Source organism: Streptacidiphilus melanogenes (genome assembly GCF_000787835.1).
GTDB classification, from domain to species: Bacteria; Actinomycetota; Actinomycetes; order Streptomycetales; family Streptomycetaceae; genus Streptacidiphilus; species Streptacidiphilus melanogenes.
The window spans coordinates 48,895-73,075 of record NZ_BBPP01000020.1 but is presented as its reverse complement, the minus strand read 5'-3'; the positions used below and the strand labels follow the sequence as shown (position 1 = coordinate 73,075).

23 protein-coding genes and 1 riboswitch are annotated in these 24,181 nt (G+C 72.7%); of the genes, 5 read left to right on the top strand and 18 right to left on the bottom strand.

Going from position 1 to position 24,181, the window contains the following annotated elements; genetic code table 11:
• A partial coding sequence (locus TR49_RS21540) for a GntR family transcriptional regulator (RefSeq protein WP_042383893.1) occupies positions 1-327 on the bottom strand: 327 nt, incomplete at its 3' end.
• Positions 328-374: 47 nt separating this feature from the next.
• Between TR49_RS21540 and TR49_RS21535 the strand changes: the two genes are divergently transcribed.
• Entirely contained in the window at positions 375-863 is a 489-nt protein-coding gene (locus TR49_RS21535) for a carboxymuconolactone decarboxylase family protein (protein ID WP_084725207.1), read from the top strand.
• On the opposite strand, the gene TR49_RS21530 is transcribed toward TR49_RS21535, so the two are convergent.
• The 4 genes from TR49_RS21530 to TR49_RS21515 all read right to left on the bottom strand — a co-directional run bounded on the left by TR49_RS21530 (position 853) and on the right by TR49_RS21515 (position 4,876).
• On the bottom strand, positions 853-2,499 hold the full coding sequence (locus tag TR49_RS21530) for an NRAMP family divalent metal transporter (RefSeq protein ID WP_042383892.1): 1,647 nt from the start codon (positions 2,497-2,499) through the stop codon (positions 853-855). The two genes, TR49_RS21535 and TR49_RS21530, sit on opposite strands and share 11 nt — an antisense overlap.
• A 285-nt stretch (positions 2,500-2,784) precedes the next feature.
• A riboswitch (M-box (ykoK) riboswitch) is annotated at positions 2,785-2,952 on the bottom strand.
• 71 nt (positions 2,953-3,023) lie between these two features.
• Complete coding sequence (locus TR49_RS21525; RefSeq protein ID WP_084725181.1) at positions 3,024-3,563, bottom strand: tetratricopeptide repeat protein; 540 nt, start codon at positions 3,561-3,563, stop codon at positions 3,024-3,026.
• A gap of 9 nt (positions 3,564-3,572) precedes the next feature.
• Positions 3,573-4,217, bottom strand: coding sequence for an HhH-GPD-type base excision DNA repair protein (locus TR49_RS21520; protein ID WP_042383888.1), 645 nt, complete (start codon positions 4,215-4,217; stop codon positions 3,573-3,575).
• Positions 4,218-4,324: 107 nt separating this feature from the next.
• On the bottom strand, positions 4,325-4,876 hold the full coding sequence (locus TR49_RS21515; protein WP_174501596.1) for a DinB family protein: 552 nt from the start codon (positions 4,874-4,876) through the stop codon (positions 4,325-4,327).
• Between the two features lie 221 nt (positions 4,877-5,097).
• Between TR49_RS21515 and TR49_RS21510 the strand changes: the two genes are divergently transcribed.
• From TR49_RS21510 to TR49_RS21495, 4 genes are read left to right on the top strand one after another with little or no spacing between them, the layout of a single operon-like run.
• Positions 5,098-6,078 (top strand): metal ABC transporter solute-binding protein, Zn/Mn family, encoded by a 981-nt coding sequence (locus TR49_RS21510; protein ID WP_042383887.1) that lies wholly within the window; start codon positions 5,098-5,100, stop codon positions 6,076-6,078.
• Between the two features lie 8 nt (positions 6,079-6,086).
• Positions 6,087-7,046 (top strand): metal ABC transporter ATP-binding protein, encoded by a 960-nt coding sequence (locus tag TR49_RS21505; protein WP_236653475.1) that lies wholly within the window; start codon positions 6,087-6,089, stop codon positions 7,044-7,046.
• 6 nt (positions 7,047-7,052) lie between these two features.
• A complete protein-coding gene (locus TR49_RS21500; RefSeq protein ID WP_042383885.1) occupies positions 7,053-7,958 on the top strand; it encodes a metal ABC transporter permease in 906 nt (301 codons plus the stop codon).
• Complete coding sequence (locus tag TR49_RS21495) at positions 7,955-8,842, top strand: metal ABC transporter permease (RefSeq protein WP_042383883.1); 888 nt, start codon at positions 7,955-7,957, stop codon at positions 8,840-8,842. The genes TR49_RS21500 and TR49_RS21495 overlap by 4 nt, the downstream gene beginning before the upstream one ends.
• A gap of 214 nt (positions 8,843-9,056) precedes the next feature.
• Here TR49_RS21495 and TR49_RS40220 read toward each other — a convergent pair whose 3' ends face one another.
• Genes TR49_RS40220 through TR49_RS21425 form a run of 13 tightly spaced genes read right to left on the bottom strand, consistent with a single transcriptional unit; the run spans position 9,057 to position 24,053 of the window.
• Positions 9,057-10,298, bottom strand: a complete 1,242-nt coding sequence (locus tag TR49_RS40220; RefSeq protein ID WP_152627393.1) for a hypothetical protein — start codon at positions 10,296-10,298, stop codon at positions 9,057-9,059.
• Positions 10,299-10,316: 18 nt separating this feature from the next.
• Entirely contained in the window at positions 10,317-11,597 is a 1,281-nt protein-coding gene (locus tag TR49_RS21480) for an MFS transporter (RefSeq protein WP_084725179.1), read from the bottom strand.
• Positions 11,594-12,904 carry an ATP-grasp domain-containing protein gene (locus TR49_RS21475; RefSeq protein ID WP_042383879.1) on the bottom strand — a complete coding sequence of 437 codons (1,311 nt, stop codon included), beginning with the start codon at positions 12,902-12,904 and terminating at the stop codon, positions 11,594-11,596. Before TR49_RS21475 ends, TR49_RS21480 begins: the two co-directional genes overlap by 4 nt.
• 17 nt (positions 12,905-12,921) lie before the next feature.
• Positions 12,922-13,674, bottom strand: a complete 753-nt coding sequence (locus tag TR49_RS21470) for an SDR family NAD(P)-dependent oxidoreductase (protein ID WP_042383877.1) — start codon at positions 13,672-13,674, stop codon at positions 12,922-12,924.
• Positions 13,667-15,232 carry an aromatic amino acid ammonia-lyase gene (locus TR49_RS21465; protein ID WP_063770145.1) on the bottom strand — a complete coding sequence of 522 codons (1,566 nt, stop codon included), beginning with the start codon at positions 15,230-15,232 and terminating at the stop codon, positions 13,667-13,669. The genes TR49_RS21470 and TR49_RS21465 overlap by 8 nt, the downstream gene beginning before the upstream one ends.
• Positions 15,233-15,244: 12 nt before the next feature.
• Positions 15,245-16,531 (bottom strand): amidase family protein, encoded by a 1,287-nt coding sequence (locus TR49_RS21460; RefSeq protein ID WP_042383876.1) that lies wholly within the window; start codon positions 16,529-16,531, stop codon positions 15,245-15,247.
• The gene (locus tag TR49_RS21455; RefSeq protein ID WP_052434504.1) at positions 16,528-17,775 is read right to left on the bottom strand and encodes an AMP-binding protein; all 1,248 of its coding nucleotides are present in this window, start codon (positions 17,773-17,775) and stop codon (positions 16,528-16,530) included. The genes TR49_RS21460 and TR49_RS21455 overlap by 4 nt, the downstream gene beginning before the upstream one ends.
• Entirely contained in the window at positions 17,772-18,875 is a 1,104-nt protein-coding gene (locus TR49_RS21450; RefSeq protein ID WP_052434503.1) for a class I adenylate-forming enzyme family protein, read from the bottom strand. The genes TR49_RS21455 and TR49_RS21450 overlap by 4 nt, the downstream gene beginning before the upstream one ends.
• Positions 18,875-19,162, bottom strand: coding sequence for a phosphopantetheine-binding protein (locus TR49_RS21445; RefSeq protein ID WP_042383875.1), 288 nt, complete (start codon positions 19,160-19,162; stop codon positions 18,875-18,877). Before TR49_RS21445 ends, TR49_RS21450 begins: the two co-directional genes overlap by 1 nt.
• Positions 19,159-19,587 (bottom strand): hypothetical protein, encoded by a 429-nt coding sequence (locus tag TR49_RS40215; protein ID WP_052434502.1) that lies wholly within the window; start codon positions 19,585-19,587, stop codon positions 19,159-19,161. The genes TR49_RS21445 and TR49_RS40215 overlap by 4 nt, the downstream gene beginning before the upstream one ends.
• 17 nt (positions 19,588-19,604) lie before the next feature.
• Positions 19,605-21,365: a prenyltransferase/squalene oxidase repeat-containing protein gene (locus TR49_RS21435; protein WP_052434501.1), complete on the bottom strand. Its 1,761-nt coding sequence runs from the start codon at positions 21,363-21,365 to the stop codon at positions 19,605-19,607.
• Entirely contained in the window at positions 21,362-22,693 is a 1,332-nt protein-coding gene (locus tag TR49_RS21430; protein ID WP_063770148.1) for a phenylacetate--CoA ligase family protein, read from the bottom strand. The genes TR49_RS21435 and TR49_RS21430 overlap by 4 nt, the downstream gene beginning before the upstream one ends.
• A complete protein-coding gene (locus tag TR49_RS21425) occupies positions 22,680-24,053 on the bottom strand; it encodes an aspartate aminotransferase family protein (protein WP_042383874.1) in 1,374 nt (457 codons plus the stop codon). Before TR49_RS21425 ends, TR49_RS21430 begins: the two co-directional genes overlap by 14 nt.
• Positions 24,054-24,181: the final 128 nt, after the last annotated feature.

Below are 24,181 nucleotides of genomic sequence, written 5' to 3'. Positions count from 1 at the left end.
TCGGGGCGGTGGCGGTGGGCGCGCGCGGGTCGCCCGCCGCTCGGGGCGGGCGACGTCCGCGACGCGGGTGCCCGAGCCGTGACGGGCGATCAGATAGCCCTCGGCGGTCAGCTGGTCGTAGGCGGCGCTGACCGTCCCCCGGGAGACGCCGAGCTCGGCGGCGAGGACGCGGGTGGCCGGCAGCTGCGCGCCGGAGGAGAGGCGTCCGCCGCGGATCGCGTCGCGCAGCGACCGCTCCAGCGCGGCGCGCACCCCCTCGCCGGAGGCCCGCCCCGCGGTCAGGTCGAGGTGGAGGTCGACACCGAAAGTGGACCATTCATCTGCCATGGAAATGGACCTTATCGTGGGTCCACTGCTGGACCAGACTGATGGGCATGACGACGAACACGAACACCGCAGCCAAGAACGACAACCCTCAGATCGCCGTCCGCATCGCGGCGGACAAGCTCGCCCCCGCCGCGATGCGCGCGATGGTCGCCCTCGACAAGGCCACCGCCGGAAGCGACCTGGAGGCCGGGCTCAAGGAGCTCGTCCGCGCCCGTGCCTCGCAGATCAACGGCTGCGCCTACTGCGTCGACACCCACAGCGCCGACGCGCTGGCCGGCGGCGAGGACCAGCGGCGGCTCCTGCTGCTGCCGGTCTGGCGGGAGACCGGTCTCTTCTCCCGCCGCGAGCGCGCCGCCCTCGCGCTCACCGAGGCGGTGACCCGCCTCTCGGACGGTCCGGTGGGCGACGAGGTGTGGGCGGCCGCGGCCGAGGAGTTCGAGGAGACCGAGCTCGCCGAGCTGGTGTGGCTGATCACCACCATCAACGCCTGGAACCGCGTCAGCGTGGCGGCCCAGGCCTGGCCCGTCAACGAGTGAGGGCGACCTCGACGATCTTGACGATCACCAGCACCATCGCGACGAGCAGGTAGCCGCGGAGGGCGCTCATGCCGATCTTGCGGCCGGTGGCCATGACGGGCCGGGTGAGCGTCTCCAGCGGCGGCATCCGCCAGCTGTCCCGGCCCGTGCGGTCGAGCTCGTCCTCCACCGTGGCCGTGCGGCGCTTGGTGAAGGCCGCGTACCCGGCGGCGAGGACGCCCGCGACACCGCAGGCGGCCATGATGTCGACGATCGCGCCCGCGCTGATGTCCGGGAACAGCACCGAGGCCGTCAGCACGACCGACAGTGTGACCAGCACCCCGACGACGGCCGCCGTGAAGGCGTTCGTCTTCGGGCCGTTCACCCACGGGCCCAGCACCTGACGGTCGTTGCAGAGCAGCAGCAGGAACACCGTGGCCGAGGGGAGCAGCACGCCCGCGAGCGTCTGCACGCCCTCGGTCAGCAGGCCGAGCGGCGAGCCGGGGACCAGCACGACCGCGGCCGCGAGGCCCACGATGCCCGCGTAGACGGCGTAGAAGCCCTTCGCGCCCTTGAGGCCGCGGTGCAGCGAGTGCTTGATGCCGAAGACGTCGCCGATGGCGTAGGCCGTGGAGAGCGAGACCGCGAACGCGCCGATGACCGAGGCGTCCAGCAGCGCGACGGCGAACAGCACCCCGGCGACCCTGCCCGCGTGGGCCTCGATGCCGTGGGCGAGGCCCGCCGCGTCGGTGAAGCCGCCGGAGCCCGAGGTGCCGGCGAAGGCGGCCGCGGTGGCGCCCATCAGTGCGGCGGCGCCGAGGACGACGACCACGATGCCGAGCCACAGGTCGGCCTTCTCGTACGTCATGAACCGCGGGGTGATCCGCTTGTCGATGACGTAGCTCTGCTGGAAGAACAGCTGCCACGGCGCGACGGTCGTGCCGACGATGCCGATGACCAGCAGCATCACGCCGGCGAGCTGCCCCTGACCGCCCGGCAGGTTCGGCACTGCGAAGTCGTGGACCATCTGTGAGGTCCTGGGGTGGGACAGGAAGTAGACCGGCACCAGCAGCAGCGAGCCCGCGCACAGCGCGACCGCGATCCGCTCGAACCGCTGGAAGGAGCCGGTGAACGCGGAGGCGATGATGACCGCGGCGGCCAGGACCACGGCTGCGGCCCTGGGCAGGCCCAGGTAGCCGGCGGCCAGCGTGATGCCGATGAACTCCGTCACCAGTGTGAGCGCGTTGAGGACGAACAGGTCGACGACGCTGAACGCGCCCCAGAACCTGCCGAAGCGCTCCAGGATCAGCCGGGCGTGGCCGACTCCGGTGACGGCGCCGAGGCGCAGCACCATCTCCTGGTTGACGTAGAGCACGGGGACGAGCAGCAGCAGCGTCCACAGCAGCTGGGTGCCGTAGTTCTGCCCGGCCTGGCCGTAGGTGGCGAAGGCGCCGGCGTCGTTGTCGCCGACCATGACGATCAGTCCGGGGCCGACGATGGCGAGCAGCGTCTTGAGCTTGGCGGACAGGCCGGTGCGGGCACCGTGTTCCTCCAGCCTGATCGTGCCGAGCGCGCCGCGGATGTCGCCCAGGTGCGCGTCGTCGAGCACCGCCGAGCGGGTGGCGCCGGTGACCTGGGGGTCGAGCGTGGTGGTCATGAGAATCCCTCCCTGGGGCGCCACGGGCGGGCCGTGGGCCGGTCGGAGGGCATGCAGCAGCCGGCCGCCCCGCGCGCGTCGGCGCACGCAGGCGGAGCGCCTCGACGGGCGCAGGGGCAGGTGGTTACCGCATGCCGAAAGAAGACGAGGTCAAGCGGGTTTCGTGGGGTCGTTTCCGACCCGGACTACTGCAGTCCACTGCTTCTCGCCTCCCTCCGGTCATGACGCGTCAGTCGCGTCGCAGCGGCAGGGGGCACACCGGACCCGGACCGTCGGAACCGGTCCGGTACACCCCAACTCGTCAGAGCTTTGGCACTCCACGGCGTAGCGCTGCGCGCAGCCACTTGGCCTCAACCCTTAGGTCGGGAGGAGGTGTCCTGATCCGGAGCGTCTCTCGACGGTTGGGATCAGTGGCCTGTGTCCGTGGAGACGCCTCACCGAACGAGGTGTCTCATCTCAACAACCCGTCCAGGTTCGCCCCGCTCTGAGAACTCTGTCAAATCCGTTTACGCGTTCCTGACGCGTCAGTCCGCCCCCAGCGAGTCCCGGAGAGCCCGCGCGTCCGCAGCCTCCGGGACGTCCAACTGCTCGTAGAGCTCCGCGGCCCGGCCGGCGTGCTCGCGCGCCTCACCCAGCCGCGCGAGGCGCTGCTCCGCGCGGGCGAGGCCTTCGTGGGCGCGGGCGCGTTCGGGGCGGCTGCGCGACTCGGCGGCCAGCAGCAGCGCGGCCGTGTGCTCCGCCACCGCCCGGTCCGGGGTGTCCGCCGCGAGCGCCGCCTCACCCAGGCCGTTGCGCGCGGCGGCCTCGCCCAGCCGGTTGCCCAGCGTGCGGTGCAGCGCGAGGGCGGCGTCGAAGGCGTCGTGGGCCTCGTGGCACAGGTCCGAGCGCTCCAGCACCTGGCCGAGGTTCCCCAGCAGGTGTGCCTCGCCGACCTTGTTGCCGGTGGCGCGGGCCAGCGCCTCGTCGTAGCAGGCCCGTGCCTGCTGCAGCTCTCGGAGCCGGAACGCAACGTTGCCAAAGGTGTTGAGTGCCCGTGAGCGATCGTAGGCGCCGCCGTTCGGCAGACCGTCGGCTCAGCCGGTCTTGGCCGCCTTCGCGGCCTTCGCCGCCGCCTTCATCTCCTGCTTGTGGGAGCGGACCTTCTCCAGGGACGCCGGGCCGGTGATGTCCGCGACCGAGCGGAAGCTGTCCTTCTCGCCGTAGGCGCCGGCCGCCTCACGCCAGCCCTTGGGCTGGACGCCGAACTGCTTCCCGAGCAGCGCGAGGAAGATCTGCGCCTTCTGGCGACCGTAGCCCGGCAGGTCCTCCAGCCGGTCGAGCAGTTCCGTCCCGCTGGAGACGTCCCGCCACAGCGCCTCGGCGTCGCCGTCGTAGTGGGCGTCGAGGTAGGCGCACAGCTGCTGGATGCGCTTGGCCATCGAGCCCGGGTAGCGGTGGACGGCCGGCTTCTCTGCGCACAGCGCCGCGAAGGCCTCGGGGTCGTAGTCGGCGATCGCGTGCGCGTCCAGGTCGTCCCCGCCCAGGCGTTGCAGGAGCGTGTAGGGGCCGGTGAAGGCCCACTCCATGGGCACCTGCTGGTCGAGCAGCATCCCGATCAGCGCGGCCAGGGGGCTGCGGCTGAGCAGGGCGTCCGCGTCCGGGTTCTGGGCGAGGTGGAGGTCGGTCGCTACGGCGCTCTCCTTACGGTCCTGGGCACGCTCCTGGGCCCACGGACCCATGTGCCCACACAGGTGCCATTTTCCGTGTGCCCGCCCTTCGACGCCCGGCGAAACGCCGCGCTGCGCGCAGCCCGCGGATCGTCGGGCGTCGAAGAGCCCTGCGGAGCTCAGAGCCCGACCGCGCCGTCGATGCGTTCGCGCAGCAGATCGGCGTGGCCGTTGTGGCGGGCGTACTCCTCGACCATGTGGATCAGCACCCAGCGCAGCGAGACCGGGCCGCGCCACGAGTCCTCGCCGCTGACGTCCAGGTCGGGCGCGGCGGCGGTGAAGGACTCGGCGAACGCGACCTCCTCGTGCCAGCCCGCCCAGGCGGCCGCGACCTGAGCCGGATCGCCCGTCGCGGCGTCGAAGTCGGCGTCGGGCCGCTCCGGCGTGGCGTAGCGGTCCGGGGCGTCCTGTCCGGCCAGGACGCGCCGGAACCAGCGCCGTTCGACGTCGGCGAGGTGCCGGACCAGGCCGAGCAGCGACAGTGTCGACGGCGGCACCGAACGCGTGGCCAGCTCGGCTCCGAGGCCGGCGCACTTGGCCTCCAGCGTCGCCCGCTGGGCGCCCAGCACGCCGATCAGCACCTCCCGCTCGTGCCCGACGGCCGGCGTAGCGAACCGGGGGTCGCTCTCCGCGCCCTTGAACAGTTCGGCCCGCCTGCGGGGCTGGCTCATCGCTCGACATCCCTTCGCCCGGTGTTCCCGTGCCTCGGTGCACCCCTGCTCCCGTGCCCTCGGGGTCGCACCCCTAACCACCCCGAAGCCGCCCGGCTCCGCCGCGGTCAAGATTCGGTAATGATTTTCATCCCACACCCGTTCGGGCTAGAGTATGAAAACCGTTTCCATTTAATCTGGAGGCGCCAGCTCCGGCCACGTCTGCCCTGGGGGTCACCACCATGCGCTCGTCCGTCCCGTCCCGTTCGGTCACCCGCCGCGTGTCCCGTGCGGTGTCGTCCGGTGCGGTGATCGCCCTGGTGGCGACGGTCAGCGCGTGCGCGACGACGGCTCCGCCCGGCTCCCGCCCGGCCACCGCCTCCGGCGTGGCGGCGGACCACGGCAGGGTGATCCAGGTGGTGGCGGCGGAGAACTTCTGGGGTTCGATAGCCACCCAGCTGGGCGGCTCGCATGCGCACGTGACCAGCATCATCAGCAACCCGGACACCGACCCGCACTCCTACGAGCCGACCGCCGCCGACGCGCGCACGGTCACCGGCGCGCAGTACGTGATCGTCAACGGCATCGGCTACGACGCCTGGGCGGACAAGCTGCTGGGGACCAACCCTGGCAGCGGCCGCAGCGAGCTCAAGGTCGGCGACCTGGTGGGCGTCCAGCCGGGCGGCAATCCGCACCGCTGGTACTCGCCGGACAACGTGCACCAGGTGATCGAGAAGATCACCGCCGACTACAAGAGGATCGACCCGGCCGACGCCGCCTACTTCGACCTGCAGAAGCAGACCTTCGAGACGCGGACCCTGGCGCGGTACGACCAGCTGGTCGCCGACATCAGGGCGAAGTACGCCGGCACCCCGATCGGCGCCTCGGAGTCCATCGTCACCCCGCTCGCCGAGGGCCTGGGCCTGAGGATGATGACGCCGGAGACGTTCCTGGACGCGATGAGCGAGGGCACCGACCCGACCGCCGCCGACAAGGCGACCATCGACCAGCAGATCAAGAGCAAGCAGATCAAGGTCTACGTCTACAACAGCCAGAACTCCACCCCCGACGTAGTCGCCCAGGTGAAGCTGGCCAGGTCCGAGGGCATCCCCGTCACCACCGTGACGGAGACCCTCGCGCCCGTGGGCGCGACCTTCGAGCAGTGGCAGACGGCCCAGCTCCAGGGCATCGAGCAGGCCCTCCACCAGGCCACCGGGAAGTGAGGACGCACGTGAACCCTGTCGTGGCGGCCGAGCCGCAGCACAACGCGGAGCAGCAGGATCCCGCCTCCGCCCCCCTGCCCGAGTCGGGCGCCGGGGCGGACCTCGAGACGAGCGGTCAGGCGGCGCCCGTGCTGCGCCTGCGCGGCGCGGCGGTGCGCGTCGGCGGCCGTACGCTCTGGTCCGGCGTCGACCTCGAGGTCCGGGCCGGGGAGTTCGTCGCCGTGCTCGGCCCGAACGGCGTCGGCAAGTCGACGCTGGTCAAGGTGCTGCTCGGGATCGTGCCCGCGGCCGAGGGCGAGATACGCGTGCTGGGCCGACGCCCCGGCGAGGCCGGCAGCCGCGTCGGCTACCTGCCGCAGCGCCGCAGCTTCGACCCGGACCTGCGCATCCGCGGCGTCGACGTAGTCAGGATGGGCCTGGACGGGGACCGCTGGGGCGTGCCGCTGCCCTGGTCGCGCAACCGGCGCGAGCAGGAGCAGCGCGTCGACGAGGTGATCGAGCTGGTCGGTGCGTCGGCGTACGCCCACCGGCCGATCGGACAGTGCTCGGGAGGCGAGCAGCAGCGGTTGCTGATCGCCCAGGCGCTGGTCCGCCGCCCCGAGGTGCTGCTGCTGGACGAGCCGCTGGACAGCCTGGACCTGCCCAACCAGAGCGCGGTCGCCGCGCTCATCGGCCGGATCTGCCACCGGGAGAACGTCGCGGTCGTCATGGTCGCCCACGACGTCAACCCGATCCTGCACCACCTCGACCGCGTCGTGTACATCGCGGAGGGCGGCGCGGTGTGCGGTCCGCCGAGCGAGGTCGTCAACTCGGAGACGCTGACCCGCCTCTACCGCACCCCGGTGGAGGTTCTCTCCACGCAGGACGGCCGCCTCGTCGTGGTCGGCCAGCCCGAGGCGCCCGCCGTCCACACCGACCGTCACACCGGCCACCACCATCACGGTCACGGCGACCGTCGCGCGGGGTGAGCTGAGATGGGGACACCGGTCTTCTCCTGGAACCTGCTCTACGACTTCCAGCTGATGTGGTCCTACCCGTTCATGGTCAACGCCTTCCGCGCGGGTGCGATCGTCGCCGTCGTCGCGGGCGCCGTCGGCTGGTTCATGGTGCTGCGGCGGCAGACCTTTGCCGGGCACACGCTCTCCGTCGTCGCCTTCCCCGGCGCGGCGCTGGCCACGCTGGCCGGATTCAGCCTGAGCCTCGGCTACTTCGGCTTCTGCGTCGCCGCCGGGCTGGTGCTGGCCCTGATGCGGCGCGGCCGCGAGCCCGGAGGCTCGGAGGAGTCGGCCGCCACCGGGGTCGTGCAGGCGTTCCTGCTGGCCTGCGGCTACCTGTTCATGGCCCTCTACAAGGGCCTGCTGGAGGGACCGCAGGCGTTGCTCTTCGGCAGCTTCCTCGGGATCACCTCCGGGCAGGTCGCCACGCTCGCCGTCGCCGGGCTCGCGGTCCTGCTGGCGCTGACGGTGCTGGGCCGCCCGCTGCTGTTCGCCTCCGTCGACCCGCAGGTCGCGGCGGCCCGCGGGGTGCCCGTGCGCGCTCTGTCCGTCACCTTCCTGGTGCTGCTGGGCGTGGCCACGGCGGAGGCCGCGCAGATCACCGGCGCGCTGCTGGTCTTCGCGCTGATGGTGCTGCCCGCCGCGACGGCGCAGGTGCTGACGGCCCGTCCGGGCCTGAGCCTGCTGCTGACCGTGGTCCTCGGCTTCGCCGTCACCTGGGCAGGCCTGGTCGCCGCCTTCTACTGGCCCTACCCGCTCGGATTCTTCGTGACCTCGTTCGCCTTCGGGCTCTTCCTGCTCGCCCACGTCGCGCGCTCCACGGCGCGAGCGTTGGAGCGCCGTCGTGACGCCTCGGGCGCCGCCCTCGCCGGGGGCGCGGCATGAGCGTCCTCCTCGCCTCGGCACCGTCCGCGGCGCCGGCGTCGGCCTGGTCCCAGCCGTTCTTCCACCACGCGCTGCTGGCGGGCACGTTCATCGCGCTCGCGGCCGGACTCGTCGGCTACTTCCTGGTGCTGCGGGCGCAGATCTTCACCGGCGACGCGCTCAGCCACGTCGCGTTCACCGGCGCGATGGCCGCGCTGGCGGGCGGCTACGACCTGCGCCTGGGGCTCTTCGTCTCCTGCGTCCTGGTCGGGCTGCTGCTGGCCGGGGTCGGCCGCCGCGGCAAGGCGGACGACGTCGTCATCGGCAGCGCCTTCGCCTGGGTGCTCGGCCTCGGGTCGTTCTTCCTCACCCTCTACACGACCTCTGCCAGCGGCAACGGCAACGGCGGGGCCGGCACCTCGGTGCTGTTCGGCTCCGTCTTCGGCCTGGACGGCGGCCAGACCCTGGTCGCGGTGCTGATCGCGCTCGCGGTCTCGCTCGCCGTCCTGCTGATCGCCCGGCCGCTGCTCTTCGCCACCCTCGACGAGAACGTCGCCGCCGCGCGCGGGGTCCCCGTCAGGGCCCTCGGCCTGGGCTTCCTCGCCCTCGTCGGCGTCACCGCGGGCGAGGCGACGCAGGCCGTCGGATCCCTGCTGCTGCTCGGCCTCCTCGCCGCCCCGGCGGGCACGGCGATCCGCCTCACCGACCGCCCCTTCCGCGGCCTCGCCCTCGCCGCGGGCCTCGCGGTGGGCGAGATGTGGGCCGGTCTGGCCGTCGCGGCCTGGATCCCGCAGTGCCCGCCGAGTTTCGCCATCATGACCGCGGCCACCGCCGCCTACGCGGCCACGTGGCTGCGCCCGCGGCGGGACCGGCACACCTCCGGCCTGGCGACCGCCGAGAGCTGACCACGTCGGACGGCGGCCGAGCCCGCCCACCGGCGGCCGGACACGACCACGGCGTTGCAGGGCACGACCACGGCGTTGCCGGGCACGACCACGGCGTTGCCGGGCACGACCGGCCGCATCGCGCCCGCTTCGTGCGGGCCGGGCGGGGCCGGTCGTGCGTTCGGCGCGCGACGCCGCCTGCGCGGCAGCACAGCGGCTGGAGCCGGCCGTGCCATCACTTCGTCCCGGCGACGGCCTCCGAGGTTTCGTAGCGGACCGCGTTCCCGGCCCAGTCGGCGAACTGCTCCAGGCGGTCGAGCACCTCGGCCCGGGTGTCCCCGGTGACCAGACAGCTCGCGACGGCGTCGATGCTGGACCCGGCGCCGTACAGGCGGTCCCTGGCACGGACCGAGACCGATGCCTCCACCATCCACCCCTGGTCGAAGTGGCCGTCCGGTTGCGAGGCTGCGAGAACGGTTCCCGTGTGCGGCGGTATCAGGGCCCATCCGGCGCACTGCCGCGGTCGGGCAGGAGGGGTGGGCTCCTCCTGCCCGAGGACGGCCAGCCGGACGTACCGGCGCATCAGATGGACGTCGAAGGCCGCGCGGACCGCCGGGCCGATCTTGCCGCCCCCCTGGCGGGCGGCGATCTCGTTCATCAGCAGCGTGCCGTCCGGCGTCCGCCACAGCTCGGCGTGGAAGATCGCGAGTTCGGTGGAGGGCAGGCCCTCCAGGCTGCGCCTGACCAGGTCCCGGCAGTCCGCGACGGCCGGGTCGTCCGGGTCGAGCATCGCGCTGAAGGTGGGGCGGCGCTCGTGGAAGCCCAGCAGCGAGGTGATGGTCGACGGCCAGGCGATCTCCATCTCCCCCGCGTTGTAGAGGCCGTCGACGTGCAGCATCTCGCCCTCGACGAAGGACTCCACCATCCAGGTCGAGATGTCGGAGAGCGGCAGTGACCAGCACTCGGTGAGCCACCGGTGGACGTCGTCCTCGTCCCTCAGGACGGCGACCGCGCGGGATCCCGTGCCCAGACGGGGCTTCACCACGACCGGGAAGCCGTGCTCGCCGACGAAGCCCGCGAGGTCGGCCGCGGTGCGCAGCGGCGCGTAGGCGGTCGCCGGAACGCCCGCGTCCCGCCAGTGGTCCTTCATCACGACCTTGTCGCGGAAGGCCAGGGCCCCGGCATAGTCCTGTCCGGGGAGCCCGAGCACCTCGCGCAGGCGTCCCGCGCGCATCAGGTCGTACTCGGAAAGGGCGATGATCAGGTCGTAGGGGCGCTCCCGGTACATCTCGACGGCGGCCTGTTCCACCAGACCGGAGGAGTCGTAGTCCTCGATCACGACCACCCCCTCGGGCGCCGGCCGCCCCCCGAGGGCGCCCGGGCCGGTGATCATCCGGATGTCGATGTCAGGGCCGAGCCACTCCCCGTAGGGCATGTGGATCAACGGGGGGCGGTTCAGTACCAGGATGCTCGTCATGGTGATCACCTCACTGGATCAGGAGTTGCTGGTGAGCGGCGGTTCCGGCAGCCGCGAGCGGGCGGCCCAGGCGGCCACGGGAGGGACGGCCAGGCCGGTGACGGCCAGCCCGATCCCGAGAACGATCCATCCGGGCCGGCCCCACTCCAGACAGAGCGTGGTCAGCACCAGTGGCGAGGCCGAACGGGCCAGGCCGGCCGCAAGGTTGAACACGCCTTGGTACTGCCCCTGGGCGTGGTCCCGGGCCAGGCCGTAGCCGAGCTCGAAGGTGCCTGCGGCGAACCAGAGTTCACCGACGGAGTGCACCAGCACGCCCCCGGCGAGCAACGGCAGGGCAACCGCTGCGGGCGTCCCGGCGGCGAGCGCGATGGCGGTGCAGCTGACCAGGAAGACCACGGCCGAGCGTCGCGTCACGCGGCCCGCGCTGGTCACGTCGACGACGCCGCGCGCCGCCCGGACCTGGAAGAGCACGATCACGGCCGTGTTCCCCACCAGCAGCAGGGACAGCGACCAGCGCGGGGCGCCGGTCTCCTGCACCACCCACAGCGGCAGGGCGACGGACATGACGTCGTACTGGAAGGCCAGAACGCCGCTGAGGGCGGCGACGGCCAGGTACGGCCGGTCCCGCAGGGCTTCGGCCCGGCTCGCCTGCGGCGGCGCCTGACGCGGAGGCACCCGCGGCAACCAGAGCAGGATGACCGCGGCGAGCAGGAAGGTGAGGCCGTTGCCCAGGACCAGCAGGACGTAGTCGTGCCGGGAGTTCGCCTGCAGGGCGAACCCCGCGGCCGCGACCCCGACGGCCGTGCCGGCGTTGATCACCGAGCGGAGGTAGGCCCGGGTGCTGGTGCGTCGTGCGGGCGTGGCGATGTAGGCGATCAGCGCCCCGCCCACGGCCGTGCCGCCGCGCTGTCCGACCGCGGCGACGACGACCACCGCCAGGAAGGCCGGGAACCCGTGCACCAGGGGGAAGAGCATCATCGCGGCGGCCTGGACCAACTGCAGTGCGATGAAGACCTCACGCGCCCCCAGGCGGTCCGCCAGATGGCCCAGCGGCACGCCCGCGAAGACGCCGACGACGGCGCACACGGCGAGCCCCTCGCCCACCTCGGTCGTGGACAGCTGCACGACCCGTGTGAAGAAGAGCATGCTGCTGGCCAGGTAGAAGCCGTTCCCCACCATGTTGACCAAGGTCGCCGCGGCGAGCACGCGCGCCGAGCGATCGGACGGCAGCAGCCGGCCCAGCAGCGAGGTCGCCGCCACGTCCGGAGCCGGATCCGTGACGCCCGTCGGTGCCGTCATCGGGTCGCCCCCGGTGCCTGGACGGCCGCCGGGGCCTCTTCGACGGCGCCCACGCGCAGGTGCAGGGCCGCCTCGGCCGACCTCTCCTGGGCGTCGAGCGCTCCGATGTCCGGCGCGTCGACGATGTAGGTGACGGCGCGGTCCTGATTGCTGGTCAGCCGGCCGAGCAGAGCGCCGCGCGGCTTGATCACGGTGATCGCCCGCAGTGTCCCCGGCTCCGACCGGTCGGCCGGCCCCGGTATCCGGCGCACACCCTCCTCGGCGAGCCAGACCGGGGTCGGTGCGCCCTCCGCGACGTCGAGGCCTTCGAGCACACCCGGCCGGTGGCGCACGTACACCTGCCGCGCCCAACGTCGTGGCGCAGGCATGGTCACCGGCTGTCCGACGGCCAGCGCGACGACGGCGTCCTCCAGCGAAGCGCCGGTCGCCAGGCGGTACAGCGCCGGGATGCTCCCTCCCGGGCAGCGTCCGTTGACCTCGGTGAGGACGACCCTCCCGGTGTCGGTCACCCGGTACTCGGCGTGGATGATCCCGTCACGCACGTCGAGTCGGCGCAGCACCTGACGGTTGGCCTCCAGCAGCGCGTCACCGAGCGGCGCGGAGACGTCCGCGGGCACCGTGTGGGCGACTTCGACGAAGCCGCCGTCCGTCTCCTCGGTGGTCCGCTTCCCGGTGATCCCGGAGAAGACCACGTCGCCGCCGCGCACGAGGGACTCGACCGAGAACTCGGGGCCGTACACGCGCTCCTCCAGCAGGAGCGGCTCGTCGTCCGGGTAGGCGGTGAGGGCTTGGCGCAGTCCGTCCCGGTCGGCGAGCGCGACAACGCCCGAACTGGCGGACCGGCCCGTGGGCTTGAGCACCGCCGGGAAACCGTCCCAGTGGCTCGCCGCACCGCGGTCCCCCGGAGGGAGGACCGTGTGGCGCGGGCTCCAGGCGGCCAGGTAGCCGCGCTGCAGGGACTTGTCGCGGCAGGCCCGACTCGCGCGCAGGCCGATGCCGGGCGTCTCGAGGAGGTCGGCGGCGAGGCCCACCGGCTCGACCCAGTCCTCGCGCAGCGCGCAGATCCCGACGACTTCGTACGCGCGGGCCCAGTCCCGGACGACGGCCAGCAGCGCGGAGGTCTCCCCGGCGTCGACCCACGCCAGCGCGTCCGGCCCGGAGTCGCCGGTGAGCAGTGCGGAGTCGGCATAGCGCGCAGCCGGCGTCTCCACGGCCAGAACGCGCAGGCCGCGAGCGCGTGCGGCGTGCAGGAAGTCGGGGTTCCAGCTCAGGGCCGCTGCACCGCAGAAGATGACGGCGTCGCTCATGTGGTGGTCCTGTCCTCTCAGCGTCCGAACGCCCAGCCGCCGTTCACGTGCAACACCTGGCCGGTGACGAACGAGGCCTCGGCGGAGGCGAGATAGCGGGTGGCGGCGACGACGTCGTCGGTGTGGCCGGCGCGGCCGACGGGGGTCTGCGCGACGATCGACCGGATCCGCTCCTCGGGCCAGTCACCGGTGAAGCCGGTGTCCGCGACGAAGCCGGGGGCGATCGCGTTGGCGGTGATCCCGGACGGCCCGAGTCCGCGGGCCTGGGAGTAGGTCAGCCCGATCAGTCCCGCCTTGGCGGCGGCGTAGGCGAGGGCGGCGCTGCCGCTCCCGCCGGTGACCGCGGCGATGGAGCTGATGTTGACGATCCGGCCGCCGGGGCTCGCCAGCATCGGCATCAACGCCTGGCTGACCAGGAACGCGCCCTTCAGATTGGCGTCGACGACGGCGTCCCACGCCTCCTCCGCCTGCGGCAGGGGCGTCGTCGGCGAGACCGCCTTGAGGAAGCCCGCGCAGTTGACCAGCACGTCGACCCGCCCGTGCTGCTCGCGGAGGTGGTCGGCCAGACGCTCCACATCGGCCCGCACGCCGACGTCGGCGGTCACGCCCGCGACGCCGGTCTCCGCGCTCATGGCCGCCACCCGCTCGGGGTCGCGTCCCACGACGACCACGGTGGCGGTCCGGGCGAAGTCGGCGGCGACGGATCGTCCGATGCCGCTGGTTCCGCCGGTGACGACCACGACCTGACGGTCCTGTGCCTGCTCAACCATGATGTGCTCCTTCGTCCTCGTCCTGCGTGGGCTCGGCGCGCCGGCCCCACGAGCGGTTGTCGCCCCCGGCCGGCGACAGGACGTCCACGAGCCGGGGATCGGGGTTGTAGGCCGCCGCCAGCGTGGCCGCCGTGCGCCGCACCTCCGCCGCCAGCGGTCGGTCGACCAGCAGCGGAGGGCTGATGTCGTGCAGTCTGGCCCAGACGGTGCCCTCGGCGGGTGACGCGGCGAGGTGGTGTCCGAGCTGGGTGGCCGCCAGGGCCAACGAGGCGGTCGCCAGCTGGGCGTACCGGATCACCTCGGTGCCCACCACGGCGCCGTTCAGGGCCATCGGCACGTGGTCCTGGTTGCCCATGTTGGTCGGAAGGGCCGTCAGCCCGGACGGGTAGGCGAGCTGGCGCGCCTTCGCCACCATGGACGAGGCGGCGATCTGCACCCCCGCCAGACCGCTGTGGGGTCCGGGCGTCCAGGTGAGCATCGGCGTCAGGCCGCCGTTGTGCCGGGGATCGACGAGCAGCGCCAGCTGCCGCTCGGCCAGGAAGGCGAGTTGCTGGGCGCAGAGCGCGAGCATGTCGCTGGCGAAGGAGACCGGCATGGCGTGGAAGTTGCCGCCGTGCAGCACGCGTTGGCCGACGGTCACCGGGTTGTCGGTGACCCCGGCGGCCTCGGCGGTCAGCACCTGTTCCTGCAGGTCGAGTTGGTCGAGCACGGCGCCGATCACCTGAGGGGCGCATCGCAGCGAGTACGGCTCCTGCAGCGGTCGGCCGTCGGCCGGGTGCTGCGCCGCGGGGAGCTCGTCCCTGATCCACTCCGCGGCCTGCCACTGGCCCTTCTGGTTGCGGACCAGTTGCAGGGCGTCGTCGTAGGCCTCGGGGTTGCAGCCGAGCAGTGCGGCGACCCTGCCGGTGACGGCGGCCAGGGAGCGGGCGACCGCGCCCAGCCGCTGGTGGTTGAGGATGGCGACGGCCAGCGAGGCGCTGCTGCCGTTGACGAAGGCGAGTGCGGTGCGTGCGGTCCAGCGGACCGGTGCGGATCCCGCCGACCGCAGTGCCTCGGCTGCCGGGCGGACGGTGCCGTCGGGCGCCCAGGCCTCGCCGTCACCGGCCAGGGCGAGCGCCGCGTGGGCGAGCGGGACCAGGTCGCCGCTGGCGCTGAGGCTTCCCTCGCTGGGCACGAGCGGGACGAAGCCGCTGTCGTACAGCTCGGCGAGCCGCGTCCAGTCGGCGACGGGGACGGCCGAGTGCCCCTGTCGCATCCCGACGAGCCGGAGCCAGTACATGAGGCGGGTCTCGGACGCCCCCAGCGGGGCGCCCTGGCCGACGCAGAGGTGGTGGATCAGGCGGATCCCCTGGGCTTCGGCGTCGCCGTCGGTGCCGTAGGCGACCAGCGGGCCGAAGCCGCGCGAGATCCCGTACACCTCGCCGCCGGTCGCCAGCCGTCCGTCGAGGGCCTGGCGGCTGGCGACCATGCGGTTGCGGTCACCGCTGGTCAGGCGCAGCGGATCGCCGTGGAAGGCGTTGGTGAGCAGGGCGGTGAGCCCGCTCTGGCGTGCTGTCATGTCGTCACCCCCTCAGATGAGTTGTTCGATCAGCCGACCGGCCGACACGAGGACGTCCTCGGCTCCGCCCCGGGCGACGAGTTGAACGCCGAGAGGGGAACCGTCGGATGCGTGCGCCACGGGCAGCGCCAGCGCGGGGAGTCCGGCAAAGCTGATCCCGATGGTGAATCCCGGGCTGCCGACGGGAACCGTCGACGGGCGGTCGTCGGGCTGCACCCGGTCCGCCAGATGCGGATCGAGCGGCAGCAGCAGGACGTCGGGGCCGTGGGCGAACTGCTCGTCGGCTGCGGCGCGGGCCCGGCGCTGCCGGTCGAGCAGTCGGCGGAGCCGGGCGTCGGTGATCCGGCTGCCGCGTTCCAGCGCGGCACGGGTCGACGGCTGGTACGTCTCGGTCCCGCGCGCGGCGTGGGCGTCCCAGGCCTCGCGCAGCAGCAGCTGCCAGGCGGATTCCCGCTCGTCCCACCAGGGGGCCCGCACCTCGGAGACGGTGTGGCCCGCCTTCGCGAGCCGCTCGGCCAGGCCTCTGACAGCCGCGGCGACCTGGGGGTCGAGCGGTTCGTCGAAGCAGTCCGCCACCAGGGCGAAGCGCGGTCGGCCGGGCGCGGACCGGCCGGGCGGCTCCGGAAGCAGCGCCTCGCGCAGTCCTCGCTCCTGCCACAGCCACGCCAGGTCGTCCGCGGTCCTGGTGATCACCGCGAGGCTCTCCATCCGCGGTGACAGGGCCGTCACGCCGTCCAGCTGCGCCGGATCCCAGCCGAGCCGCAACCCGACCGCGCCGCAGTAGACGGCGGGCCAACGGGCCGATCCGCCCGAGTCGGTGCACACCGACAGGTCCGCGAATGCGGCCGCCACCGCCGCACCCGACCCGCTGCTCGATCCTCCCGCGCTCACGTCGCGGTAGCGGGGGTTGCGGCTGGGGATGACGGCTCCGATGCTGACCTCGGTCGTCGCGGCCTTGCCGACGGTCCGGTAGCCGGCCTCCGCGAGGCGGTCGACGACCCGGGCCGAACGCTCCGGGTAGCACCGGTACCCGGAGGTGATGCCGAGCCTGGTCGCCCGCCCGCGCACGTCGATCGTGTCCTTGTAGACGACCGTCGGACGCGTCGGGATGCCCGGGTCGGCCACGTCGTCGGGACGGAAGTCGGCCAGCGCGCGGATCTCCGGGTCGGTCGAGCGGATGTGCCGCAGCAGCAGCGCCCGCCAGCTCCCGGGATCGAGTTCACCCCGGCGCAGCAGCTCGTCCCGGCGGCGCAGCGGCAGGGTGAGAGCGGCGGGCGGATCGAGGACGGCCTGGGTCACGGAGCGGGCTCGACGATCAGCAGAGGGGTCTTCGCGGTGCGCGCGACGCTGCTCAGCTGCGGCACGACGACGACCTCGACCGTGTGCGGGGCGTCCGCGACCACGTAACCGAGCTCGAAGTGACGGCTCAGCACCTGCTGCCGGGCGCGTTCGCGCAGGTTCGGACGCGGCGCGGCGGTCGGCCGGACCCGGACCTGGAGCCGCTCCTGATCGCCGCCGGGGGCGACCAGCACGATCTGGGCGTCGGCGACGTCGTCCAACTCCTTGGCGATTGCGATGAGTTCCTCGGGAGAAATGAGCTGGTTGAGGAACTTGAAGTAGGAGTCGGCCCGCCCGAGCACACGCAGCGCCGGGCCCTGGCCGCCGCAGCGGCACCCGGTGAGCTCGCCCAGGTCGCCGACCCGGTAGCGCAGCAGCGGGTTGACGCAGTCCTCGTGGGTGTTGCTGACCAGGATCGCGTCGTCCTGTGCGAGTTCGACGTGCTGGTAGGGCAGCGGGTGGAAGGTGTCGCGAGGGCAGTTCGGCCCGTTCCAGCCGATGACCCAGGTCTCGGTGGAGCCGTACAGACCCCAGATCTCCGCCTGCGGCAGCCGGTCCTCGATCAGCTCCTCGGTGCGCGCGTCGAAGGCCTCGCCGACCCAGAGGATCTTGCGGACGCCCGGCAGCGTGCGCCCGGTGACGGAGCAGTGACCGAGGATCTGCTTGATCGTGGTCGGGGTGGCCGCCAGGGCCGTGGCCCCCTGCGCCTCGAAGAAGTCCAGCCACTGGTCGATCTCGTCGTCGCCCATCGCGCCGAAGGGGATCACCGCCGCGCCGGAGGCCGTGGCCAACGCGTTGTAGAAGTAGTGCGCCGACCAGAGGCGCCCCGGCGTGAAGAGGTTGACCAGCACGTCATCCGGGTCCAGCGGGGCCCAGACGGCCAGGATGTCCGCCACGAACATGTCCCCGGGGATCAGGCTCAGCCGCGGCGCGGCCATCGTGCCGCCGCTGGCGTAGAAGTACGCGCCGGTCCGCGACTTGCCGGGGAGCGAACGCAGCTCGTCCAGGGCGGTGTTGAGCTCCGCCTTGTCGAGTGCCGGCAGGCCGTCCCACTGGTCCGGGCCGAAGTCCGCGGCGTCGGGCTGGTCCGCGTACTTGGCGCGCAGCGAAGGCAGCCGACGGGCCTGACGGAGCAGACGGGCCGCATCCTCGCGCCTCAGGCCGGCGGTCGCCGCGGACGGGGAGGCGGCTGTGTCGGTGGTCATCGCAGCAGGGTCCTTTCCTTGGGAGTGCGGTGGGTGTGCTGCACCTGGCGGATGCCGCGCGGCGCCTGCCAGGGCAGCAGGACACGTCGGCAGGCTTCGGCCACGGCATCCAGCTCTGCCGACCCGCCGGCCACCAGCACCTCGTGCCACTCGCCGCGCAGCGGGTCACGGACGGCTTCGCAACTGAGCACGGCGTCGGGTACGGCGTCGAGGAGGAGCGCCTCGACCTGGCCGAGGTCGACCCGCCTGCCGTTCACCTTGACCAGACGGCTGTGCCGGCCCAGCAGCCGGAAGGTGCGCGGCTGTCGCCCGGTCAGCACGAGGTCGTCCATGAGCAGCCGGGACGGCCGGGGCTCGCCGGTCCTCCGGGCCAGCCGGGGGCTGCGGACCTCGAGCCGGTACTCGCAGTCCGGGGGCAGCGTGTGGGCGAGGCGGACGTCCTCGGCCAGATGCCAGACGTCGCCCTCGCCGTGGACCCGTGTGGCCACGAGGCCCGTCTCGGTGGAGCCGTGGAGCTCGTACAGGCGGGCCCGCCGCCCCAGGCCCGCGCAGACCTCGTCCGCCGTGGGCGGCAGATGGGCGCTGCTGTGGACGAGGGTGAGCGCGTCGAAGCGGTCCAGCGCGAGACCCGAGCGCTTCAGATGCCACCAGGCGGCGGGCAGGGTCGCGACCAGGGGGCGGCGGCCTTCGACGAACGGCAGCGGGGAGCCGAGGTCGACGTGGTACACGGGGACCCCGAGCAGGGCCGGCACCACGCAACCGAACAGGAAGCCGTACAGGTGGCGGGTGGGCGCGTAGGTGACGACCGCGTCGACCTGCGAGAGCCCCAACGTCTCGACGAGCAGCTGGCCCTCGGAGACGAGTTGCAGGCCGGCGCGCCACCAGGTGGTGGGCGGACCGGTGGTTCCGGACGTGTCGAACGGGAGCTCCGCCGGCAGCAGTTCGAGCAGTGCGACGCCGGAGGCCCCGCCGCGGGGCCACTCCACGAGCACCCGCTCGTCGGGCGAGCCCGACCCGGGATCCACGAGCTGCTGGACCGCACGGGCCAGATGCTCGGCAGGCGGCACGCGGCCGGGCGGCCGCAGCTTCTGGACGGGCATCAGAACGCGCTGTCGAGGACGGACAGGTCCGCCTTCTTGCGGGCCACCAGGCGTTCGATCGACGCCACGCTGGCGAAGCTGGAGCGCAGGTCGTCGTCGACCAGGTCGATGGAGACCCCGAGTGCCTGCTCGACCGCGCCGACGGCGTCGATCACCGCGAGGCTGTCGTAGCGCTCGTAACGCTCGTTCAGCGCGAGGTCGTCGTCCTCCGGGCGCAGGGTCGTGCCCAGCACCTCTCCCAACGCGTCCCGGATGGCCGCGGCCACGTCCGTGTGCTGGGTCGTCATCGTGGGTTCCTCTCAGCGAAGTCTGTCGGGGCCGACGGGCCAGGGCCCTCGGCGGGTCGCACGGCGGCGGCGCCGGTCACGTGCAGGGCGGGATCGACCAGGTCGAACCGGATGAAGATGCGCTCGTCCGGGACGTCCGGGCCGAGGGCCCGGACGATCTGTTCCGCGAGCTCCGCGCGGAAGCCGGGGCTCCGGGTCTCGCTGATGGAGCACTGGACGAACGCGAACGGCTGCGGCGGTCCCGACGGGGTCGCCCCGAGCGGGAACGGGCCGCTGAAGACCCGGTCGTCGGGCAGCGGCAGGAACTTGGTGATCACGTGGTTGATGTCGACGCCGTTGCGCCGCATCCACAGGCTCCACGCCTTGGCGGCGCGGCGCGGCAGCAGTGGGTCCTCGAGATTGGTTTCGACGGTGATGGTCGGCATCGCGGGCGACCCCTCCTCTACAGGTTCAGGGACGGCAGCCGGATCCGGCCGCCGGAGGCGGCGTACCGGTCGAGCACGAAGCCGAGGCAGTCGGCGAGCGGACCACCGGACCGCTGTCCCAGCGGGCTCCACGCGTAGCCGCCCGCGAGACGTACCCGGCCCAGGAACCGGGCGGTGTCCTCCGGGTCTTGCGCAACGCCCAGGGTCTGGCGGGTGAGCACCACCTGGTACGTGGTCGCCAGGTCCGGCAGGCCGCGGGTCTGGGCGGAACTGCCCCCGATGCGGCTGGAGAAGGCCACCAGCCGTGCCGCCGTCTTGTTGGCCTCCTCCCGCCGACCGAGCAGCCACAGCGCGCGGGCCGCCTGCGCCGTGGAACCCGCCGTCACCTGTCCACTGGGCGTGTAGCGGTAGTCGGCGCCGTCGGCGCAGGACGTGAGGAAGAGTTCGGTGGCGGTGGTGTCGAGCACCTCGTCCAGGGAGTGGCCGAGCTGGTGCAGCGTCTCCAGGGCGGAGACCGTCGCCACCATGTCGGAGGCGCGGCCGTGCCAGTAGCCGTGCCCGCCGTCGGGGTTCTGCAGCCGCCCCAGCCAGTCGGCCAGCCGGTCACGGTCGAGGGGACGGGCGCCCGCGGCGCTCGTCGCCGACGTGGCCCACAGCGTGCACCGGACCTCGGCACCGCGTCCGGGCATGTACATCACGCCGCCCTCATAGGGCATGTGCGCCCGGTGCAGCCAGTCGGCCAGTTCGCCGGCCCGACCTTCGTCGCCGCGTCCGGCCAGGGACTCGGTGATCAGCGCGGCCGAGGTCGCCAGGCTGTCGCCGGCGTGGTCGACCCGACGGTAGGTGAAGCCGCCGTCGGGGAGCTCGCACCCGTGGAGGAAGTCCACCACCTGGGCCCGGTCCTTCGGGGACAGGTCACCGCCCAGGGTCTGCAGCGCGCCCACGGCGCTGAAGCAGGCCCAGACGTCGGCCACCTCGTAGTCGTTCCACCGGGCGAAACCGGTCCCGGGCAGGAGACGTCCGGTGATCCAGGCGAGGCACTCCTCGGCCCGCGGTTGCGGGATCGCCAGGGCGTCGAGCGCGCGCACGGCCCGGAAGGTCGCCCACAGGCAGGAGCGGTCCGCGCTGTCGTCGAACACGAAGCCGGCGTCGGACTGCCGGCGGCCGAGCAGCCAGCTCTCCAGCTCCGCGACGCGCCACGGGGCGGGTTCGTCCGGGTCGGTGAGCGAGGCACGCCAGGCCATCGCGCCGTAGTAGCACGCCCTGGTGTCGGACGCGCGCGCCCCGGGGTACCAGCCGAGGCCGCCGTCGGCGCGCTGCAGCCGGGACAGCCAGCGGTGCACGTCGCCGACCCGCGGTACGGGCAGGGCCAGGACCTCGCTGAACGTCCGCGTGGCGTAGTAGGTCGCCCAGACGTCCGGGGCCTGGCCGGGAGTCATCGCGAAGCCGCCGTCCGCGTGCTGCAGGCCGGTCAGCCATCGGGTCAGCTCGTCGAGGCGGTCCGGTGCGACGCCGAGGTCCCGCATGGCCTGCGTGCAGTAGTAGGTCGCCCAGACATCCGAGGGAAGGCCCTTCTGCCAGGCGAAGCCACCGTCGCTGTTCTGGCAGCCCGTCAGCTGTGCGACGGCCGCGGCACGGTCGAGAGGCTCGGCGTCGAGCCAGGTCAGCGTGCGGATGGCCGCGTAGGTGCACCAGAGGTCGGCGCCGCCCTGCCTGGCTCCGCCGTCCGATGTCAGCAAGCGCTCGCCCGGCGCGTCGATCGGGGTCGTGGCGGTCATGACGGCTCCACCCACTGCACGTTGGTCCGCTTCCAGTTCTTCTGGCTGCCACCGGCCTTGGTCAGGGTCGGCAGCTGGCCGACGAGCACCACCTGGTCCCAGAGGAGGCCGTGCCCGGCGAAACGTTCCCGCACGTCGTCGCAGAGGGCCTGCTCGTCGCCGTCGAAGTCCACGTCCCGCTCCAGGACCAGGCGGGCCCGGTGTCCCTCCGGCCGCACCAGCTGGATGAGGTAGCCGGTCACGCCCGGCTCCTGGTAGACCACGGACTCGACCTCGGCCACCGAGACCGGCACTCCGTGCACGCTGATGCCGTCGCTCTCGCGCCCGTGGACGGTCAGCGTGGGGAGGGCGACGCCGCACCGGCAGTCGGTGCCGACGTCGGCCGTCACCAGGTCCCCGGTCCCGTAACGGAGCAGCGGTCGGGCGAAGTTGTTCAGGGTCGTGGTGACCAGCTCGCCGCTGCGGCCCGGCTCGAGCGGCGTCGCGCGCTCGCCGTCCCACAGCTCGACGAACTGGCCGGGCAGCAGGACGTGCAGCCGGTCGTGTTCGCAGCTGGCCGCGATGGTTCCGGTCTCGGTGCTGCCGTAGGACGCGTCCAGTGCCCGGGCGTCCCACTCGAGGGCGAGCCGGGAGCGCAGGGCCGGCGTGCTGACCTCGCCCAGCAGCATCAGGGACTCGACGCTCTCACGGACGGCCTCCAGCCGACGGCGCTGCTTGAGGATCCGCGTCCACTGGATGATCACCCCGGGAGCAGCGAAGACATGCTGCGGGCGGTAGCGGGTGAAGAGCTCCTCCAGCCGGTCCCAGTCGCACATCCCCTGGCTGAACGGATAGCTGCGCAGCAGCGTGCAGTCCAGGTACTCGGCCACCGACGCGACCAGGTCGCCCACCGGGGCGACGTCGGACGGGAGCAGCGACGCCACCCGGTCGCCGGGACGCAGCGTGCGGCGCCAGAGCGAGGCCACCGAGGCGGTGTTCCACACCGCGTCCTCGACGAGCCTCGGGGTCGGCGTCGGCGATCCCGTCGAGCCCGAGGACTCGTAGTACTTGTGGAAGGACGCCACCTCGGCGTCACTCCGCACGAACGCCCAGGGGTCCGCCTTGAGCGCCGACTTGGGGGTGACCGGCAGGCGCTCCAGGCTGCGGGCGGCGACGGCGGGCAGCTCGCGGTAGTAGGGCACCTGCACGGCCCGGTCCCACAGGGCGTCCAGCTTCAACTGCTGCTGCCGGTCGACCGCGTCCTTGGCGTAACCGTGGTCGTCCAGCTCCGTCTGCTCCCGATGAGCGGCATCGAGCAGGTCCAGGGCCCGGGAGTCACGCGCGAACATCGGCGCCACGCTCCGTGTCCGCTGTCGAAGAGAGGGCGGTGAGCGCCCCGTCGATGATGTCCACGGCCGCGGCGACCACCTCCTCGGTCACCACCAGCGGCGGCAGCAGCCGCAGCACGCCGTCCGCGCGGCCGCCGACCTCGAGGATCAGGCCGTGCTCCAGGCAGTGGCGTTGGGCGGCGCGCGCCAGCTCGCCGGCCGGACGGCCTGTCGCGGGGTCGACCAGTTCGATGCCCCACATCAGCCCGAGGCCGCGCACCTCGTACACCTGGGGGTGCCGCTTCTGCAGGTCGCCGAGAGCGGCCTGGAGCTGGTCGGCACGCGCCAGCACATTCTTCAGGATCTCGTCGCGCCGAATGATCTCGATGGCGGCGACACCCGTCGCGAATGCCATCTGGTTTCCGCGGAACGTCCCCGAGTGCGCTCCGGGCTTCCACACGTCGAGTTTCTCGTCGTAGAGAATGATGGCCGCCGGGAGACCGATTCCGCTGAGCGCCTTCGAGGCCACGACGACGTCGGGTTCGATTCCGTACTGCTCAAACGCGAACCAGGTTCCGGTGCGTCCGCAGCCGGTCTGCACCTCGTCCACGACGAGGGGAATTCCGAGTTCCCTGGTGAGTTCGCGCACGCGGACCACGAAATCCCGGCGGGCGGGGATCACGCCGCCCTCTCCCTGGACCAGCTCCATCACGACGGCGGCCGGACGAGGAATTCCGCCGTGGGTGTCCCTGAGCATGCTCTCCAGCAGCGCGACGCAGTTCGTCTCGCAGGAGTCGGGTGTCAGGCTGAGCGGGCACCGGGCGCAGTAGGAATAGGGGAAGAAGTGAACGCCCGGCATGACGTTGCCGATCGACTCCTTCTGCCCGACCCAGCCGGTCATGGAGAGCGCCGCGGTGCTGCTGCCGTGGAACGCGCCGGAGAAGGCGATCACGTCCCCGCGTCCCGTCGCGGTCTTGCACAGCTTCAGCGCGGCGTCGACGGCGTTCGCCCCGGTCGGCCCGCAGAACTGGATGCGCATGCGGTCCCGCATGGATTCCGGCAGCATGCCCAGCTGCGCCTCGACGAACTCCTCCTTCGCCGGGGTGGGGAAGTCGAGCCCGTGGACGAAGGTGTCCAGTTGGCGCTTCGCCACCTCCACGAGTTCGGGGTGGCTGTGGCCGAGGGAGAGCACGCCGGCACCCGCGAGGAAGTCGATGAACGTGTTCCCGTCGACGTCCTCCACCAGGCAGCCGGACGCGCTGGCCACGGCTATGGGGAGATTGCGGGGGTAGCTTCGCGCATTGGACTCGACGGCGGCCTGCCGCTCGAGGAGACGGCGGCTCTCCGGTCCGGGGACAGTGGTCTTCAGCTGTGGCAGCACTTCAGGTCAACCTTTCCTTGCCGGCCTTCGGTGGGTTCGTGCGTGGGAACGAGGGTCACGGCCCCCAGCCCGAATCCGCGGGGGCGGACGCGGAATCCGCCACGACACCGGTCTGGGTCGACGTCGGG

Coding starts and splice junctions, on each gene's coding strand:
- TR49_RS21430 (WP_063770148.1), bottom strand. CDS start 22,693: ATGTTCGCGCGTGACTCCCGGGCCCTGGACCTGCTCGATGCCGCTCAT.
- TR49_RS40215 (WP_052434502.1), bottom strand. CDS start 19,587: ATGCCGACCATCACCGTCGAAACCAATCTCGAGGACCCACTGCTGCCG.
- TR49_RS21475 (WP_042383879.1), bottom strand. CDS start 12,904: ATGAGCGACGCCGTCATCTTCTGCGGTGCAGCGGCCCTGAGCTGGAAC.
- TR49_RS21450 (WP_052434503.1), bottom strand. CDS start 18,875: ATGCCCGTCCAGAAGCTGCGGCCGCCCGGCCGCGTGCCGCCTGCCGAG.
- TR49_RS21480 (WP_084725179.1), bottom strand. CDS start 11,597: ATGACGGCACCGACGGGCGTCACGGATCCGGCTCCGGACGTGGCGGCG.
- TR49_RS21520 (WP_042383888.1), bottom strand. CDS start 4,217: ATGGGTCCGTGGGCCCAGGAGCGTGCCCAGGACCGTAAGGAGAGCGCC.
- TR49_RS21535 (WP_084725207.1), top strand. CDS start 375: ATGACGACGAACACGAACACCGCAGCCAAGAACGACAACCCTCAGATC.
- TR49_RS21435 (WP_052434501.1), bottom strand. CDS start 21,365: ATGACCGCCACGACCCCGATCGACGCGCCGGGCGAGCGCTTGCTGACA.
- TR49_RS21445 (WP_042383875.1), bottom strand. CDS start 19,162: ATGACGACCCAGCACACGGACGTGGCCGCGGCCATCCGGGACGCGTTG.
- TR49_RS21500 (WP_042383885.1), top strand. CDS start 7,053: ATGGGGACACCGGTCTTCTCCTGGAACCTGCTCTACGACTTCCAGCTG.
- TR49_RS21470 (WP_042383877.1), bottom strand. CDS start 13,674: ATGGTTGAGCAGGCACAGGACCGTCAGGTCGTGGTCGTCACCGGCGGA.
- TR49_RS21530 (WP_042383892.1), bottom strand. CDS start 2,499: ATGACCACCACGCTCGACCCCCAGGTCACCGGCGCCACCCGCTCGGCG.
- TR49_RS21455 (WP_052434504.1), bottom strand. CDS start 17,775: ATGACCACCGACACAGCCGCCTCCCCGTCCGCGGCGACCGCCGGCCTG.
- TR49_RS21495 (WP_042383883.1), top strand. CDS start 7,955: ATGAGCGTCCTCCTCGCCTCGGCACCGTCCGCGGCGCCGGCGTCGGCC.
- TR49_RS21510 (WP_042383887.1), top strand. CDS start 5,098: ATGCGCTCGTCCGTCCCGTCCCGTTCGGTCACCCGCCGCGTGTCCCGT.
- TR49_RS21465 (WP_063770145.1), bottom strand. CDS start 15,232: ATGACAGCACGCCAGAGCGGGCTCACCGCCCTGCTCACCAACGCCTTC.
- TR49_RS40220 (WP_152627393.1), bottom strand. CDS start 10,298: ATGACGAGCATCCTGGTACTGAACCGCCCCCCGTTGATCCACATGCCC.
- TR49_RS21515 (WP_174501596.1), bottom strand. CDS start 4,876: ATGAGCCAGCCCCGCAGGCGGGCCGAACTGTTCAAGGGCGCGGAGAGC.